Genomic DNA, 17,314 nt, shown 5'->3' with positions numbered 1-17,314 from the left:
GTTAAGGAGTCTGGTCTGACTTTAAAGGATATGGATGCCGTAGCAGTTACACAAGGACCTGGTCTTGTAGGCGCACTGCTCGTTGGTATTGTAGCTGCAAAAAGCTTAGCTATGGCGTTAGAGATTCCGTTGATCGGTACGCATCATATCGCGGGACATATTTATGCGAACGAGCTTACGCATGATATTGAATACCCATGCATGGCGTTAGTCGTGTCGGGTGGACATACCGAGCTCGTTCTGATGGAACGCGAGGGCGAATTCCAAATCATTGGCCGTACAAAGGACGATGCGGTAGGAGAGGCTTACGATAAGGTGGCGCGCGCACTCCATTTGCCATATCCAGGCGGCCCGCATATCGATCGCATGGCTCTCGAAGCGGAAGAAACCATTGTATTGCCGCGAGCATGGCTTGAAGCAGGAAGTTATGATTTTAGCTTCAGCGGATTGAAATCGGCGGTACTCGCTGTTATTAATCAGACACGCATGAAGGGGTTGCAGCTGAACGAGGGTGCTCTAGCGCGTGGTTTTCAGGAGTCAGTTACCGAGGTTCTCGTCACAAAAGCATTGCGTGCAGTGAAGCAATTCGGAGCTAAGCAATTGCTGCTCTGCGGCGGAGTTGCTGCTAACCGCGGCTTGCGTGCGGCTCTAACAGAACGCTGCGAGAAGGATGGCATTCCATTGCTCATTCCGCCGAATACGCTCTGTACGGATAACGCGGCAATGATTGGTGCCGCAGCTCAATTAAAGCTTAAGCGGAAGCAGTTCTCGGATCTGGATATGAAAGCTGATCCTGGCTTGTCGCTTGAAGCTTGGTCGGTAAATAATTAAAAGTCGAAACAAGCTGTATTAAAAATTTTCGGATTCGAATTGACAGACTATTTACTAGCGCATATAATAAGCAACAATACTTCAAATCTCATACTAAACAAACGCAAAGAACAGGAATAGTAAAGTTTGTCCGGGAATATCAATAGCTTTCATTAGATGTTAATCATTTAAGAAGAGCTGAGATACAGAGAGCTGCGGGTCGGTGCAACGCAGTCAAAGGATACTTGAAACTCGCCTGGGAGCGGAGCAATGGAAGCAGCAGTAGACCATGAGAATGGTCACAAGCTAATGCGGGTACATTGTTACGGTTAACCTCCGTAATCGGGTACATGTGAGTCAGCATCCGGAGCTGGCCATATGTTTAAGGTGGGCATTCCAGTTCGGTAACGAACGATTAGGGTGTCAACAAGGGTGGTACCGCGCGGGTCTTAATAGCCTGTCGTCTCTTGATATAGAGATGACAGGCTTTTTTTGTTGTCTTCTAAGTGAAGTATTTGAACGAATACCGTAAAGCAAGAAATAACATAGAGCAGAAACGCTATGAACAGGAGCAGTAGAACAAGAAGCTGGCAAAGCGAATTACGGAGCTTGCTTACCAATTTTATGGTGGGTAGGGTTTTCGGAATCGTGCAGAGAGCTGCGGGGTGGTGCGACGCAGTCAAAGCTGAAGTTTGAATCTCGCCTGGGAGCGGAACGTAGGAAGCAGGTTGTCCTCTCGGACACATGCACGTACTTCGTAACGGTTGCCGCCGTAATCGGGCATTTAAGCGGGTTTTGATCCGCAGCAAGCAGCTTAGACTGTCATTTTAATGACAGCTTTGCCCAAGCTTCTGCATAAAGGTCCAACCAATTAGAGTGGTACCACGGCAGCGTAAAGCTTGTCGTCTCTTACAAGGAGACGGCGAGCTTTTTTTTGTACCTAAAAATAGGGCTGCGCGAGTTTTGCTTCACAAAAATTTAGGAGGTTAACAATATGACAACCGAAATGAAAAAAATTCAAATATTTGATACGACTTTAAGGGATGGTGAGCAATCACCGGGAGCATCTATTGATTCAGAGCGTAAAATCGTTATTGCCCGCCAATTGGCTAAGCTAGGTATTGATGTTATTGAACCGGGCTTTGCGATTTCAAGTCCAGGTGAATTCAGTGCTATTCAACAAATATCACGAGAGCTGCAAAATGTTGAAATCGCAGGCTTCGCTAGAGCTGTAAAAGTCGACATAGACGCAGCGGTGAAGGCAACACAGGATGCTGCAAAAAGAAGACTGCATCTGTTCATTTCATCCTCTGATATTCATTTAAATCATCAGCTTCGCAAATCACGCGATCAAGTCGTACAAATCGCTCGTGAAATGGTGGCGTATGGCAAGCAATTTGTGGATGAGATAGAGTTTTCTGCAATGGATGCGTCGCGTTCTGGTCGTGACTTCGTCATTCAGCTGGTCGAGGCAGTTATTGCTGAAGGGGCTACTATTATTAATTTGCCGGATACGCTTGGTTATGCAATGCCAGAGGAGATGAGTGAGTTGTTCCGCACGGTACGCAGAGAAGCAAGAGGTGGAGATCGTGTTAGGTACAGCGCTCATTGTCACAATGATCTGGGCTTAGCGGTAGCCAATAGCTTGGCAGCGATTAATGCAGGAGCGACACAAATAGAAGTAACGGTCAATGGCATTGGTGAGCGTGCTGGCAATTGTTCGCTGGAGGAGCTGGTTATGGCTATTGAAACACGTAAGGATGTTCTGCATGCGGAAACGAATATTCAAATAAGTGAAATATACGAAACGTCTCGCTTGGTCAGTCGTTCGATGAACTTCCCTATTGCATACAATAAGCCGATCGTAGGCCGCAATGCCTTCCAACACGAATCAGGCATTCATCAGGACGGATTGCTAAAAAATCGAAATACGTATGAGATTATGGACCCAGAGGCGATGGGTATTTCCAGAAACATGATTATTCTTGGCAAGCATTCAGGTAGACATGCAATCAAGCATCGTTTGAATGAATATGGCGTTGAAATGACTGAGGAGCAGCTGCAGGATGTGTATGATCGCTTTAAAGAAAAGGCAGATGAGCAAAAAATCGTAACAGACGATGAGTTGATCCGAATTGCAGGAGAGCTGACACAAACGCAACCAGATCCATACGTACTCGTTGATCTGCAGGTGCATGCGGGTACACAGCGTTCCCGTACCGCCTCGGTAACCATTCGCGAGAATGAGAACAACTCAGAGCAATCGTATGTTGCAATGGGTGCTGGGCCGATAGAAGCGGTTATCCATGCGATTCAGCAGGCTATTCCAGTGGCTGCCGAATTCGAGGATCTGGAGCTGCACTCGTTATCCACGGGTGAAGATGCACATGGCGAAGCTGTTGTAAGTATTTTGCACAATAAGAAGCGATTCCGTGGTACATCTGTTCACGAGGATATTATTTTAGCAGCTGCACAGGCATACGTTTCCGCTTGTAATCAAGCGGTGATGACTACGGGAATCCGAGTAGTAGATCATTTTACGGATCAAGTAGCAAATGGATAGAAGCTGGTTGGTCTCAACTAAGCAGTTTGTCCTAGAAAAGCTCAAACAGGTATTCGTGAATCGRCAATAAACTATGAATTGTATTCCTGCAAAATTTTGTGTTGTGCACAAAGTTATCCACAAATAGGTGTAGTTTTGTGGATAAAGAAGTGAAAAGCCTGAAAACACTGGATTAACAATAGCTAAACATTGTGGGGGAAACGGGGATACTTTTCTCAGATAAAATCTGTGGATAATGTGTATAACGTGGATAACAGCAGCGTTGATGTGAATGATTAGATTCTTTTAAACAATTTCTGCGAAAATAGTACGTATTTCCTCGACTATTATCGACAGAATTAACTAACAATTTATACAGAGTTGTGGATATCTCTGTGTATAAGTAGGGATAGCGAAAATAGACCTATATCTTCTGAATTACTCTATTTATGATTTGTTTTGCGGTTGTTTTGCGGTCGCGCAAAATGTTTGCGTGAATTACGAGTGATGTTTTCGGTGAAAAAAGCTAAGGGATACGTTATGTTAGTATATATCGTGTCCCTTATTTCACAAGACTCACCTTACAACATCACACTCAAACAACGCTCAGGCGTGAATGGAGGTTAACCGCGGAATGGATAAACAAACGGTCATTCAGGTAAGCTCGATCAGCAAGTATTATGGTGCCAATAAGGCAGTAGCGGATGTATCGTTCCAAGTAAAGCAAGGAGAGATTTTTGGTATTGTCGGGACGAATCACGCTGGCAAAACAACGCTATTGGAAATATTAATGGGGCTTCGTATGCCGGATAGAGGTTATACTCGAATACTTGGTATGGATGTTGTATTTGAAGCAGAGATGCTGAAGGAAGAAATTGGTATTTATCTGCAAAGCACATCCTTGTTCGACAAAATGAGTGTTCGTGAAGCATTGGAGCTGTTTCAAGCTTTTTATAAAAGTAAAAATAATATAGACGAGATTATCGAGCAGTTTGGATTAGTTCCTTATGCAGATAAAATGGTTAAACGGCTATCAGGTGGTTGGAGACAGCGTACAGCCCTTGCCATTGCGATTGTGAATAACCCGCAGATTATCTTTTTGGACGAGCCAACGACCGGTTTAGATCCACAAGCGAAGAAGGATTACTGGGCATTGCTGCTGGAGCTGAAGCGACAAGGTAAAACAATTGTAATAGCTTCACATGATATGGAAGAAATCCAACGGAATTGTGATCGTGTATGTATCCTACGTAATGGTGAAATGATGGCGTGCAACAATCCATCCTCTCTAATTAGACAGCTGCCAGGAGGCGGATTGACGATGGAAGCTGTCTATATGTATTATGCGGTTGATATGAAGGGGAGTGTTAGCGTCGTATAAGAAAGTCGTTTATACAGCCACATACACACTGTTTATGTAAACTTCAAGGAGGGCTTTTTTGAAAATGGATCACAGCGATCACATCAAAAGTCCGTCAGTCGAGCGCAGAAAAGTACTGGAGAAGAGAATGGAGATGATTGGACTTCTAATTAATCAAATGCAAGAAGGGGGTAGTGGTGAGGAATCCAGTGAAGAAGAGAAAAAGCGCAAACGGAATAACGACTGTAACGGCATACTAACTTTCAAATGGTTTGGTAATTTGTTTCAACGTATGTTTCCATAATTAAATTAATAGTATAATAGAATGATGTTAAACATACGGAGGATTTATTGTGAACGAATTTGTACCGCTAATTGCGGAGCAAATGAGAGAGCAGGCAAAGCGATGGTTTACTGCTGGGCATCTCGCGAAATTTGCACATTTATTTATTGAGGAAAAGCTAAGTGAGTCGATAAAGTTTAGCCAATTGACGGTTATTCATTATCATATGTTTGGCGGTAACAAGGGGAATGTCTACCAAGCAGCTGCAGCGGTAGAGCTGTTTATTTTGGCATCAGATATATTGGATGATCTTCAGGATCAGGACTCTCCGTCAAAAGCTTGGATGCAAGTACCGCTGCCGGTAGCTATTCATGTTGCATCTTCACTTCTGACCTTGTCACAGCAGGCAATGCTAGATTGTGCGGACGACAGCGAGACAAGGGTTGCGTTGACTGCAATGATGAATGAACAGCTTCTTCAGGCAGCGAATGGTCAAATGATTGATATCATGAACGAAATTACGGACGAACAGTCATACATAGATATGGTAAAACAAAAGTCGGCAGCTTTGATGGTTTTTGCATGCATGACTGGTGTTATTCTTGCTGGTCATTCGAAGCATGCCATCGTTGCGGAATATGCGATTGAAATAGGGATTGCGGCGCAAATACGAAATGATTTGCGAGATTTGCTGCGTTGGGATGATAAAAGTGATTTCTTGCAACGTAAGCGTACGTTACTTACACTTTTTTTAGTTGAGTTTGTTGCTGACGAGGATAGATGGATCGTTGATTACTTCGAGGAGCGTTTATCAGTTGAGGAAATTATGTCTAATCGTGAGCGGTTTGAGGAAGCGTGCGAGCGATCTGGAGTGCTTTTATATGGATCTGTCATGAGTCGCATGCACTATAATCGATTTGTCGAATTACTGGATACTATGCAGGAAGTAAGTCCTTGGAGAGACTTGTTTTTACAGGTAATCACACAAGAAAATGTATAAAAACAAACCACGCAAAGGGTCTTTCGGTAAATACGAATCACTTTTGCGTTTTCTGTCATATCATTTCCTGTTATAGTAGAAAAGTATTAGTTGCAACTAAAATTTGGTAGAGAAGCGGAGGAGTTAAAATGTTAAAAGAAGCGATTCGTCAGTTAGCAAGCAGTACGGAAAAGATGTCAATGGTAATGGGTGGCCAAATGCAGTTAGCGGGTGTTTCTGTAGCTGAACACAAGGCTCTTCTTGGTGAATTGAAGGATAAAAGTGATAAAAAAGAAAACTATCGTCTTTCATTTTGGGTGTAATACATTAATCATTTTCGTATAGGACTTGGAGGAGTATACTTTGGAGACCAACAACAGAAATCGAACTCTACTTCTTCTCTTCCTGATAGTTTTATTGACGTTACTCACGTATCTTACGATTACAATTGTACGTGAACCATTCATTGGGGCAGAGATCTTACATACAGATAACGGAGAATATGTCGTAAAGCTAGTTGAGCCTGCTGGACAAGCTGTTATAAAAGGTATTCGTCCTGGCGATAGAATAGTGATGGTTAACGGCAAGCCAGCAGGTCAATACGAGAATGCGATTAAATTTAACTCGATTGAAATGGCAAATTCAGTAGTAGTCATGCATCTTGATGGTATAGAAGAACGTATCACCTTCATGGGTGGCTGGTCAGGGGACCACACAGGTTGGGAAATGCTTATCCAGTTATACATACCGCTCATTTCATTTGTAATATTTTCTGCTTTATCTATATTTCTTTATCTCAAACGTAAAAACGATGCAGCAGCGCTTATGCTTATGCTGTTTTTTGTTGCGATTGGATTAAGCTACTATTCCTCAGCAGCTTCCTATAGAAGCGATCGTATCGGTATTTCTATTATTTATTTAATTTTACCGAATATATCACTGCTGTTTATGATGTTCATGAATAAGTATTTATTCCGGTTTAATGTAGCTTTTATTGAAAAAAAACAACTATCATTATTGGCTTTTATTTTTGTTTCTATATCTGGAGCTTGTCTAGTTTACGTTTGGACAGATTTTATGAGTGTCGAAGTATTTTTTTATGTGAAAATGCTCTATTTCGGTACGCTTTTAATAGGTAATTTTATTGTGATTATACAGTTAGTGAAGAAGTATTTGTATTATCGCAGTTCAAAGCTGAACTCATTATTTAAAATTATGCTGTCAGCGCATCTCGTAGCTTTTACTCCCTTTACGACAATGAACCTGCTTCCGTTATTAGTTGGAGGAGGTCAAATATTACCCGCAGCATTTACAGCGCTCTTTCTATTTGCCCTTCCGATTATTTATTTTTATTTATTGACTTCTAACCAGCTATTTGACATTGACTTCATCCTAACAAGGTTTAAATATTACACATTGCTTGCTCTTTTTCCATCACTAGCTTTGGCAACATGCTTCTTGTTTATAGTAAGCAATACAAATTACATGCCTCCGTGGAATAGATGGATAATTATATTTATTGTCGTTTATATTGGAATGACTCTGTTTTTGTATGCTAAAGAGCAAATTGATCATAAGTTTCGACCAAAGCTATTCAAAGCGATGTACAGCTATCAGGATAGTCTAGATCGGTTTTCTCGTAAAATAGCCCGGGTTATGAAGCAAGCTGATTTAGAAGCCGTGCTTAGGCAAGAAATAAGCGAGCTTCTCCCTGTTAATCGAATAACCTTTTTACTTGTTGATCAAGCTGAGAATATCGTGTTTCCAATGGGTGAGGGCTCAGAGGAGCTTATCACCGGTGAATTTCTGCTCGGAACTGTGAGTTCGCTGAAATTAGGCGAAATGATCGATTTGCCATATGGATTAGGGCTTGTAATCGGAAGACAGCGTTCGAGGTATCATATTTTGTGGATTGGTATGAAGACGAATCATACACGTTTTAACTCGGATGAGCTCCGTTGGCTTAAGACGATGTCCAATTATGCCAGTATCGTATTTGAGAATCTATACTTAATCGAAGGATTAATCGAAGACTTCGAATCGGAGGTTCGTAAAGAGCACACCACCTCTCCATGGGTACTTCGTTTGCTTTTCTGTCTATCAGAAAATGAGCGAAGAAACCTTGCGGCAGATTTGCATGACTCAGCGCTGCAGGATCAGCTTATATGGTATCGTAAACTGGAAGCCATTACGATGGATCATCCAATGACCCAAAAGCTTGGGGTCGAGTTAGAAGAAGTAAAAGAAGGCTTGCTTGATGTTATCCACCAAATTCGGGAAACATGCAACGAGCTTCGCCCACCGTTATTGAAAGAGATGGGTGTGGTAGAGGCTGTCGAATCTATTATTGAACATACGCAAATGCGTGTGAATTTTGCAGTTCATTTTCGCGCGGGAGCTTTTCACCGACCACTTAATGAAGAACAAATTACGGCTATATATAGAATCGTGCAAGAGCTTCTAAGAAATGCAGATAAGCATTCGCAAGCTAAACTAATAACGCTTGAGTTAGAGCTTCGCAAAGGGACGATCTATTTCCGTTACCAAGATGATGGTATTGGTATGGATGTTAAAGAAATGAATGAGTCGTTTGATCATATGGGCCTATCCGGTGTAAAAGAGCGGGTAACGGGTCTAGAAGGAGACATTTCATTTTATTCTCAACGCGGTAGCGGTCTTGAGATTGTTATTTTGTTGCCAGAAATGATGACAACCGGCCGATCTGAAAGGGGTATATCGCGTGATTCGTATCTTATTAGTTGATGATCATCCTTCTATTGGAGAAGGGACAAAGATCATGATTGAACAGGATTCCGAGATGGAAGTTTCGGTTGTTTTATCCGCAGTTGAAGCACTTGAGATTGTACAACATAAGCAATTTGATCTCATATTATGTGATTTAAATATGCCTGGCATCAGTGGATTAGAGTTAACTAAACGGTTAATTCACCAAGAGCCTGAGCGCAAGGTAATCATTTATTCTGGTTATGAAATCGGCTCGCATTTTAATTTGCTTATTGAGTCTGGTGTATCTGGATTTATTTCCAAGACAGTATCGAGAGAACAACTGCATAATGCATTACGAAGTGCCATGCGAGGAGACGCGGTTATTCCTATCTCTTTACTTAAGCAGCTTAGAAGGCATGAAGTAACAATAGGACGTTCAGAATTGTCGATTGAGGATGTTTCGATAAATGAAAAAGAGCAAACTATTTTACATGAGGTGGCAACAGGTATCAGCAATAAGGATCTTGCCGTTATGCTGCATGTGAGTCAACGCAACGTCGAATATCAATTATCACGTATATTTGATAAGTTGAATGTAAGATCACGTTCTGAAGCAATTAAAGAAGCACAACGATTAGGACTTATTAGTTTAGAGCAATATTAGCCTCTTATATGAAGGATAGGAAAAGGCAGCTCAGGGTTATCCTTGAACTGCCTTTGTGTATAAACTAATTATATTGTTGTCTAGTTAAGCTTATAATTCGGAAAGCTGTTGGAACTACATGTATTGCTCCCAATCCTCGTAGGAGGTTGCAAGGGAGGTTTTACGCTTTTCAATTTCGGTTTGTATTTCTTGAATTCGTATATAGTCATTGAAAATAGCGGGATCAGTAAGTTGTTCTTCAAGCTTAGTGATTTCATCTTCTAAACTCGCAATTTCCTGTTCTAATTGCTCTAGCTTTCGCTGCCGAGCTCGTTCATCACGTTTCGCTTGTTTATCTGCTTCATAGGAGCTAGCTGGCGACTTGTCAGAGGCGGAGGCTGATTTTGAACTGGCAGCCGCTTGTTTAGACAATGTTTCAAGTCGAGTCTCCTCGATCTCACTTTTTTTCTCCATCATTTCGTCATAATTTCCTAGGAAATGATCGGTTCCCTCCGGTTTGAGTTCGACAATACGCTCAGCCATCTTATTTAAGAAGTAGCGGTCATGGGAAATGAAGAGAAGTGTGCCTTCATAATCAAGCAAAGCAGATTCCAATACTTCTTTACTAAATAAGTCGAGATGGTTGGTAGGCTCATCCAAAATCAATACATTTGCTTGTGCTAGCATCAGCTTAGCAAGTGAAACTCGAGCTTTCTCGCCACCACTAAGTGAAGAGACACGCTTTAGTACATCTTCACCACTGAATAAGAAATTGCCAAGAACCGTACGAATTCGGGCTTCTTCCATATGGGAATAGTTTCCCCATACTTCCTCAAGAACAGTATTTTGACCATTAAGTCGAGTTTGTTCTTGGTCGTAGTAACCAATCTTCACATGGGTTCCAAAACGGATCGTTCCGGTGGTTGGTTCATTCTGACCGACAATTGCTTTTAGCAAGGTTGATTTTCCTATTCCGTTAGGGCCAATTAAAGCGACAGTCTCACCACGAGTAAGCTGAAAGGAAACGTTACGAAATATTGGCTGTTCGTGATTAGGAAAAGTAACGGATACATCGTTGACTGCTAGCACGTCTTTGCCTGTAGGGCGCTCTATCTCAAAAGTGAAATGAGCTTTCTTCATGTCACCCATAGGCTTGTCCAAGCGATCCATTTTGTCTAAAGCTTTACGTCTGCTTTGAGCTCGCTTGGTCGTGGAAGCACGTACGAGATTACGCTGTACAAATTGCTCCATACGAGAAATTTCATCCTGCTGCTTCTCGAATTTATTAATATTAATTTCGTATTCTGCAGCTTTAAGCTCCATATAGCGGCTATAATTGCCGGTATAGCGCTTGGAGGAATTGCGTTCAATTTCGATGATGGATTGAGCTAGAGCATCTAGAAAATAGCGGTCATGGGATACAACGAGAATAGCACCGGAATATCCGCGCAAATAGGATTCAAGCCAAGTAAGTGTTTCGATATCCAAGTAGTTGGTCGGCTCATCCAGCATAAGCAGATCTGGAGCTTGCAGTAGAATGCGGGCTAGAGCTAGCCGTGTTTTCTGACCACCGCTGAGTGTCGAAATAGCTGTATCGGCAGGAAACTGTCCGAAGCCCATTCCGTGGAGCACGCTATTAATGCGTGTATTGATCTCAAAGCCGCCTTGATCTTTAAACCAATCAGATCTTTTGGAATAACGCTCTAGCGTGTCTGCGTATCTTTTGGCATCGTCATAAAGCTTGGGATCGGCTATTTTAACTTCCAGCTCTCGCAACTCTTGTTCAGCTTCAAGTAAATGGGAAAATACAGCAAGCATTTCCGCATGAATCGTTCGATCGGAGTTTAAGCCGCTGTTTTGTGCTAAATAGCCAATTTTTGTTTCTTTTGCTTTATGGATATCTCCAGAATCTGCGGACATCTCTCCCGCAATAATTTTTAATAAGGTTGATTTGCCGGCACCATTTACACCGACGAGACCAATTCGTTCCCGTTCCTGCACTTGAATTGAGATATGGGATAATACGACATTTACGCCGTAGCTTTTTGTAATGTTAGAAACCTGCAGCAGCATTTAGAAACCTCCACCAAATAATTGCAACCTATTCGTTGCTTCCATTCCACTCTAGTGTACCATAAACGAGGGTCTGTATTGGCGAAAGTTGTATAAGAGTGGTAAACTACAATTAATGAAAGAAACTGATGGGAAGCAGAAAAGGTGACTGCCCTTGATTGAAAGAAATCAATCCATAGATAAAGCAGATGTGCGAAAGCAGATGGCTCAGAAAAGGAACAGCTTATCTACTGAAGAACGTAAGCTTAAGTCAGAAGCTGCTTGCGAAAAAGCAAAGGTTTTGTTGGACAATTTATCCATTAAAACCTTTATGGTATACATACCTTTTCGAAGTGAACTTGATCTGTCGGCGCTTATTGAATGGGGTTGGCAAACAAGCAGGGATGTAATCGTTCCTCGTTGCGTCTATGATGATCGTTCGATGACTCTCCATTTATTGCGAAGCTGGGACGAACTTATACCAGGCACGTATGGAATCATGGAGCCCAATCCTCTTTTAACACCGACAATTAACATAGAACTTGTACCTGAAATTGTGTTTGTTCCAGGATTGGCTTTCGACAAAAACGGCGGAAGGCTTGGTTATGGTGCCGGATATTATGATCGCTTTGCGACAACTCTTCTTGAACGTTCAGATACTGATCCTTCGCTTAGGACCTTATGGATCGGCACGGCTTTCGAAGAACAGGTCATAGACAAGGTGCCAATGGAAGATCATGATTTACCGCTAGACGGAATATTAACAGAGCAAGGCGTTTATATGATTTAAAAAAGTAACAAATATATACAAAGTATGGGGCGATTTAATTGGAACTAACACATTTTAATGAGCAGGGTCGAGCGCGTATGGTAGACGTCACTGATAAGGAAGTCACTTCGCGTATAGCAGTCGCTCAAACGATGGTGAAGATGAACCCTGAAACATTAACCCAAATTAAAGCTGGCAAGGTTGGCAAGGGTGATGTGCTTGCGGTTGCACAGGTTGCGGCAATTATGGCTGCCAAGAAAACATCTGAGTGGATTCCAATGTGTCATCCACTTCCGCTCACAGGCATTAATGTGATCTTCAGTGATAATGGAACAGATGAGCTTTACATACAAGGAACTGTGAAGACAACAGGCAAAACAGGCGTTGAGATGGAAGCGCTGACCGCTGTATCAGCTGCGGCACTAACGGTATATGACATGTGTAAAGCGTTACAAAAAGATATGATAATCGGACCGACGCAGCTTGTATCCAAAAGCGGTGGGAAAAGCGGCGATTATCTAATCTCGTCAAACCCATGATCGGACTTGGGATGGGAGGAATGGAACATGAGGTGGAAGGTAGCCATACTTACTGCAAGCGACAAAGGCTCGCGTGGGGAACGTGAGGATACTAGCGCGCAGGTTATTCGAGAGTTAATTGAGGAAGAGCTAGGCGGAGAAATTGTAGACTATAGGATTGTACCGGATGAGCAGGACGAGATTATGGCCGCGCTTATCGAAATGACTGATTATTTTCATGCGGATCTTGTACTTACAACAGGTGGTACAGGCCTTGCTGCCCGTGATATTACACCAGAGGCGACCATTAAGGTCATTGATCGTTCCGTGCCTGGACTAGCAGAAGCTATGCGGATGGGCGCACTGCTGAAGACGAGAAGAGCAATGCTCTCGCGCGGGGTATGCGGTATTAGAGGCAGCTCATTAATTGTAAACCTGCCGGGAAGCCCAAAGGGAGTACATGAGAGCTTGATGGCCATTATGGATCAACTTCCGCATGCACTTGGCATTTTATCAGGACAACTAGGAGAACATAACGGATGAGTACTGCGAATAATCATCAAGAAGAGGGAATCATACAGCAGGGTTCGACTGTTTTAAAGGAAATTTCTGTTTATGATGCGATTGGCATGCGGCTTGCGCATGATTTGACTCGGATTATTCCTGGGCAATTCAAGGGCCGATTGTTCAAAAGAGGCCATATAGTCACGGAAGCTGATATTCCAAGCCTTCTTGATATCGGGAAAGAGCATATATTTATTTTGGAGCTAGGCGATGACGAGCTGCATGAGGACGATGCGGCTACCCGTATGGCTGAAGCGCTCTATGGTGAGCAATTGTTTCTTTCAGAGACGCATGAGGGCAAGGTTAGTATTAAATCTTCGCTACTTGGATTGGCAGTAATAGATTTTGACATTGTGGCAGCTATAAATGAGCTTGGAGAAATTGCACTCGCCACAGTAAAGACGAATACGGTAGTCAAGCCGAATCAACCAATTGCGGCAACGAGAGCAATACCGCTTGTTGTGTCGAGAAAAAAGGTAGAAGAGGTAGAGCGGCTTGCCGCGGAGTACCGGCTTGCAAATGATGGGGCTGCTCCACTTCGTGTCCGAGCGTTTAATAAATTGCGAGTTGGATTGCTGACAACCGGCGGAGAAGTTTTCAGTGGTCGAATCGAAGATAAATTCGGGCCTGCTGTTAAAAGCAAGCTTGAAGCGTTAGGCTCAGAGGTTGCCGAGCAACGATTCGCTCCTGATGATCGACAAACAATTGTCAAGGAAATACACTATTTGCAAGCTCAAGGTTATGATATGATACTTGTGACTGGCGGAATGTCCGTTGATCCAGATGATCGTTCGCCGGGAGCAATTAAGGCTTCAGGAGCGGAAATTATAAGCTACGGAACACCCATGCTGCCAGGCTCTATGCTTATGATGGCTTATTTGAATGAAATACCGATTTTAGGTTTACCGGGCTGCGTCATGCATGATCCGTATACGTCTTTCGATGTCCTTCTTCCTCGTATTTTGGCGGGAGATAGAATTGCTCGTGAAGATATTGTAAGTATGGGGTATGGTGGTTTAAATAGTTGTTAGATTTAATGGACGAAGTGAGGTTTACTTCGTAAAAAAGAAGGAGGTTATTCAAATGCCAGGTATAGGTGCAACAGGCATTATCTTGCTTGTACTCGTTGCTTTGCTGCTATTCGGACCTAATAAATTGCCGGAATTGGGACGTGCTTTCGGACGGACGCTTCGTGAGTTTAAATCAGGAGCAAGAGAAATGATGGACGATGACGACCGCAAGGACAAGGATTCCAACCGTGTTGAAGTGAGTCGTTTAGAAAAAAATGATACGGACAATAAGCGGCTTCCGGACTGATCGGGCCCGCTTTTTTCTTGAAGAAAAGGTTGGGAGCGTTAGGCGAAGGAGGTAAATGCTATTGGGTTCGGAGTCAAGCAATAAGTCCGAGCAGCAGTCAAGGAGAGGATTGCTTCGCGAAGAAGGGCTGATGCCGCTTCTAGAGCACCTCGGTGAGCTGCGTAAGAGACTCATCTATGTTTTAATCGTCGTTACGGCTGGCCTCGTTGTAGGTCTTATATTTGCAGAACCGGTGTATAACTTTCTAATGAGTCAAAAGCCTGCAAACACGGTTTCGTTACATACGTTCTCACTGTGGGACGGTATCGGCATGTATATGAAGTTTGCTTTTGTCATTGCATTGATAATAGCGCTGCCTGTTATTGCGTACCAGCTATGGGCATTCGTTAAGCCGGCTTTACGTAAAAATGAACAGCGTTCGACGTTGAAGTATGTACCTTTTGCGCTGATTATGTTTTTAATAGGCTTGTCGTTTTCCTATTTTGTCGTTTTTCCGCTCGCTTTTGGCTTCACAAGATCGGTTTCCGCACATTTAAACTTGGAAGAAACGTATGGCATTGCGCAATATTTCGCGTTTATGTTCAACTTATTAATACCGATTTCTTTATTGTTCGAGCTACCGCTTGTCATCATGTTTCTAACGGCAATTCGACTGCTGAATCCAAAGAGGCTTCGCAAAATGAGAAGACTTTCCTATTTCATCCTGATAGTTATAGGAGTAATGATTACGCCGCCAGATTTTATATCTGATATTTTAGTGGCCATACCATTAATTTGTTTGTACGAGGTTAGTGTGTTCTTATCCGGGACAGTGTACAAAAAGCAGCTTGCGGCTGATGCCAAATGGGAAGAAGAGTTTGGCGAATCGGAAGAGAAAGCATAGAAGATCAGATATGTGGAAGGAGAGAAGAAATTCTCTTCTTTTTTTTATTGACAAAACGAACCATAATCTCTTATCATTTAAACAGTTGTTTAAAACGTTTGTTTTATTAGAGAGAGTGGAGTGGTATTGATGAAACACGCCTTACAAGCTTTTATGAAGCGCCCAACTACTTGGGTCGGAATTATTACAGCATTAATGTTCCAAGTTATATTTTCAGTTATTTGGATGACTGGCTATAACGGAGTTACCGATCACGTAGATAAGCTGCGAATAGCTGTTGTCAATGAAGATCAGCAAATGGGACAACAGATTGCGGGCAATCTTGTGAAGAATTTGCCATTCGATATGACACAGATAGATCAGATTGAAGCGGCAAAGCAGCAGTTAAATGATCGGGAGCTGCAAATGGTCGTTTATGTACCGGCGGATTTTTCCCAAAAGGCAACGACTGCTGATGGGCAAGCAGCCATACAATATTTTATAAATGAGTCTAACCCTGCACTGATTAAGAGTATTATGAGCGGTGCAGCAGCACAAATTACAACTGAGGTTAATAAGCAAGCCGTTGCCGGTGGTATTCAAACAGTCCTTAGCGGAATGAACCTAGCTGCTGAGCAGGCTACTCCAATGGCACAGGGATTATCGCAGCGCGTAACGGCTGATATTCAATCCACAAATGTGGTGCAAGGCATGAATAATCAAATGGTGCCAATGATGATGGTTCTTGCTGCTTATGTGGGTGCAATGATTATGGGTATGAATTTTGAACAATCTTCGATGGCGGTAAGTCATAGTGTCTGCAGATGGGGACGATTTGCTTCTAGAAGTATTCTAAACGTAGTTGCAGCTTTTTTCGTATCTTTAGTGGGATCTTCGATGCTGGCAGCGTTTGGAGGGCAAATGGAACAAGGTTTCCTGAAGTTATGGTTATTCCAATTGCTATTCTTGCTTACGTTCATGTTCGTATCACAAATGTTTCTTTATCTGTTCGGTATGGCCGGCATGTTATTTAACATTATCGTGCTCTCGGCACAGCTCGTTTCTTCAGGGGCTATTGTACCGCGTGAGCTGCTATCCGCTTTCTACATTAAGCTGGGCGACATGCTTCCAGCAACATACGCGGTTGAGGGTAGTATGAATGTATTGTTTGGAGGCCCAGGAGTTGGTAGCGACGTATTGGCATTATCTATAATTGCTATAGTTGCAATTGCTGTAAGTGCACTAGCTGTTACGTTAAAAAGGCAAGCGTCTAAGCAGCCTGCAACAGTAAGAGGAACAGCATGACAGTAGCTGATACGAATGCGGATATAAAGCTAAAAATCTTATTAGCGGCCAAGAAGCTGTTCGCCCAATATGGATTTGAAAAAACGACTATTCGTCAAATATGCGAAGAGGCTGGCGCTAATATCGCGCTAGTATCGTATTATTTTGGCGGTAAGGAAAATATGTTTGGCGCATTGTTTGAGAACTTTTTCCCTAATGATGAGCTTGCTAGCGTGGATGCTGCATTAGAGCCGGTAAAGGGCGTTGAGCTGCTCAYTCAGCAGGTGACCATGTTTCGTTATCGTGATTATGAGCTTATTCGAATTATTCAACAAGAAATTATAATGAATACGTCACGAACTCAAATCATAAGCGATCATGTCATGCCGATGTGGAAATTGCTGCGTCATTGGTTAGAGCAAGGGCGAGAACAGAATCTGTTTCATTTTCGATCCTTGGATCGAACGTTAATGTCTGTCGTAGGCACCTTGTTATTTTCCCGGCAAGCCGAATATTGGACCCCTCTTCTTGAGGATGGCCTGCCGGAGGTCGAAATTATGATCGAGGATCTTACTGATTTTATTTTGAGTGGACTACATTATAC

The 17,314-nt window shown here is 42.7% G+C and carries 17 protein-coding genes; 16 read left to right on the top strand and 1 reads right to left on the bottom strand.

From position 1 onward, the window contains the following. From tsaD to AC1DWN_RS14155, 8 genes are all read left to right on the top strand, one after another. The coding region (tsaD, locus tag AC1DWN_RS14190) for a tRNA (adenosine(37)-N6)-threonylcarbamoyltransferase complex transferase subunit TsaD (RefSeq protein ID WP_477559554.1) at positions 1-831 on the top strand (831 nt) is incomplete at its 5' end. A gap of 985 nt (positions 832-1,816) precedes the next feature. Further along, the gene (locus tag AC1DWN_RS14185) at positions 1,817-3,373 is read left to right on the top strand and encodes a 2-isopropylmalate synthase (protein WP_477559556.1); all 1,557 of its coding nucleotides are present in this window, start codon (positions 1,817-1,819) and stop codon (positions 3,371-3,373) included. A gap of 613 nt (positions 3,374-3,986) precedes the next feature. Continuing rightward, a complete protein-coding gene (locus AC1DWN_RS14180; RefSeq protein ID WP_477559553.1) occupies positions 3,987-4,733 on the top strand; it encodes an ABC transporter ATP-binding protein in 747 nt (248 codons plus the stop codon). A gap of 58 nt (positions 4,734-4,791) precedes the next feature. Continuing rightward, the gene (locus tag AC1DWN_RS14175) at positions 4,792-5,016 is read left to right on the top strand and encodes a hypothetical protein (RefSeq protein ID WP_477559552.1); all 225 of its coding nucleotides are present in this window, start codon (positions 4,792-4,794) and stop codon (positions 5,014-5,016) included. A 49-nt stretch (positions 5,017-5,065) separates the two neighbouring features. After that, on the top strand, positions 5,066-5,995 hold the full coding sequence (locus AC1DWN_RS14170; protein WP_477559551.1) for a polyprenyl synthetase family protein: 930 nt from the start codon (positions 5,066-5,068) through the stop codon (positions 5,993-5,995). Between the two features lie 128 nt (positions 5,996-6,123). Then, complete coding sequence (gene comX, locus AC1DWN_RS14165) at positions 6,124-6,297, top strand: competence pheromone ComX (RefSeq protein WP_477559550.1); 174 nt, start codon at positions 6,124-6,126, stop codon at positions 6,295-6,297. A gap of 40 nt (positions 6,298-6,337) precedes the next feature. Continuing rightward, positions 6,338-8,737 (top strand): ATP-binding protein, encoded by a 2,400-nt coding sequence (locus AC1DWN_RS14160; protein ID WP_477559549.1) that lies wholly within the window; start codon positions 6,338-6,340, stop codon positions 8,735-8,737. Then, positions 8,715-9,365: a response regulator transcription factor gene (locus AC1DWN_RS14155; RefSeq protein WP_477559548.1), complete on the top strand. Its 651-nt coding sequence runs from the start codon at positions 8,715-8,717 to the stop codon at positions 9,363-9,365. The genes AC1DWN_RS14160 and AC1DWN_RS14155 overlap by 23 nt, the downstream gene beginning before the upstream one ends. Before the next feature lie 114 nt (positions 9,366-9,479). Here AC1DWN_RS14155 and AC1DWN_RS14150 read toward each other — a convergent pair whose 3' ends face one another. After that, positions 9,480-11,417: an ABC-F family ATP-binding cassette domain-containing protein gene (locus AC1DWN_RS14150; protein WP_477559547.1), complete on the bottom strand. Its 1,938-nt coding sequence runs from the start codon at positions 11,415-11,417 to the stop codon at positions 9,480-9,482. A 154-nt stretch (positions 11,418-11,571) separates the two neighbouring features. Here AC1DWN_RS14150 and AC1DWN_RS14145 point away from each other — a divergent pair, with 154 nt between their 5' ends. The 8 genes from AC1DWN_RS14145 to AC1DWN_RS14110 form a co-directional block, all read left to right on the top strand. Continuing rightward, the gene (locus tag AC1DWN_RS14145) at positions 11,572-12,186 is read left to right on the top strand and encodes a 5-formyltetrahydrofolate cyclo-ligase (protein WP_477559546.1); all 615 of its coding nucleotides are present in this window, start codon (positions 11,572-11,574) and stop codon (positions 12,184-12,186) included. A gap of 38 nt (positions 12,187-12,224) precedes the next feature. Further along, on the top strand, positions 12,225-12,704 hold the full coding sequence (moaC, locus tag AC1DWN_RS14140; protein WP_477559545.1) for a cyclic pyranopterin monophosphate synthase MoaC: 480 nt from the start codon (positions 12,225-12,227) through the stop codon (positions 12,702-12,704). Between the two features lie 27 nt (positions 12,705-12,731). Further along, positions 12,732-13,226, top strand: coding sequence for a MogA/MoaB family molybdenum cofactor biosynthesis protein (locus AC1DWN_RS14135; RefSeq protein ID WP_477559544.1), 495 nt, complete (start codon positions 12,732-12,734; stop codon positions 13,224-13,226). Further along, positions 13,223-14,278, top strand: coding sequence for a molybdopterin-binding protein (locus tag AC1DWN_RS14130; protein WP_477559543.1), 1,056 nt, complete (start codon positions 13,223-13,225; stop codon positions 14,276-14,278). Before AC1DWN_RS14135 ends, AC1DWN_RS14130 begins: the two co-directional genes overlap by 4 nt. 52 nt (positions 14,279-14,330) lie before the next feature. Next, positions 14,331-14,564 carry a twin-arginine translocase TatA/TatE family subunit gene (gene tatA, locus AC1DWN_RS14125; RefSeq protein WP_477559542.1) on the top strand — a complete coding sequence of 78 codons (234 nt, stop codon included), beginning with the start codon at positions 14,331-14,333 and terminating at the stop codon, positions 14,562-14,564. Positions 14,565-14,694: 130 nt separating this feature from the next. Continuing rightward, positions 14,695-15,447 (top strand): twin-arginine translocase subunit TatC, encoded by a 753-nt coding sequence (gene tatC, locus AC1DWN_RS14120; protein ID WP_477559555.1) that lies wholly within the window; start codon positions 14,695-14,697, stop codon positions 15,445-15,447. Between the two features lie 129 nt (positions 15,448-15,576). Then, positions 15,577-16,731, top strand: a complete 1,155-nt coding sequence (locus AC1DWN_RS14115; protein WP_477559541.1) for a YhgE/Pip domain-containing protein — start codon at positions 15,577-15,579, stop codon at positions 16,729-16,731. Then, positions 16,728-17,314, top strand: a 587-nt coding sequence (locus AC1DWN_RS14110; protein ID WP_477559540.1) for a TetR/AcrR family transcriptional regulator, incomplete at its 3' end; no start/stop codon positions are given. The genes AC1DWN_RS14115 and AC1DWN_RS14110, both read left to right, overlap by 4 nt.

The sequence above is a fragment of the Paenibacillus sp. P4_A7 genome (assembly GCF_056402455.1).
The sequence above is the reverse complement of the archived record's forward strand: the minus strand, read 5'-3'. Positions and strand labels throughout refer to the sequence as shown.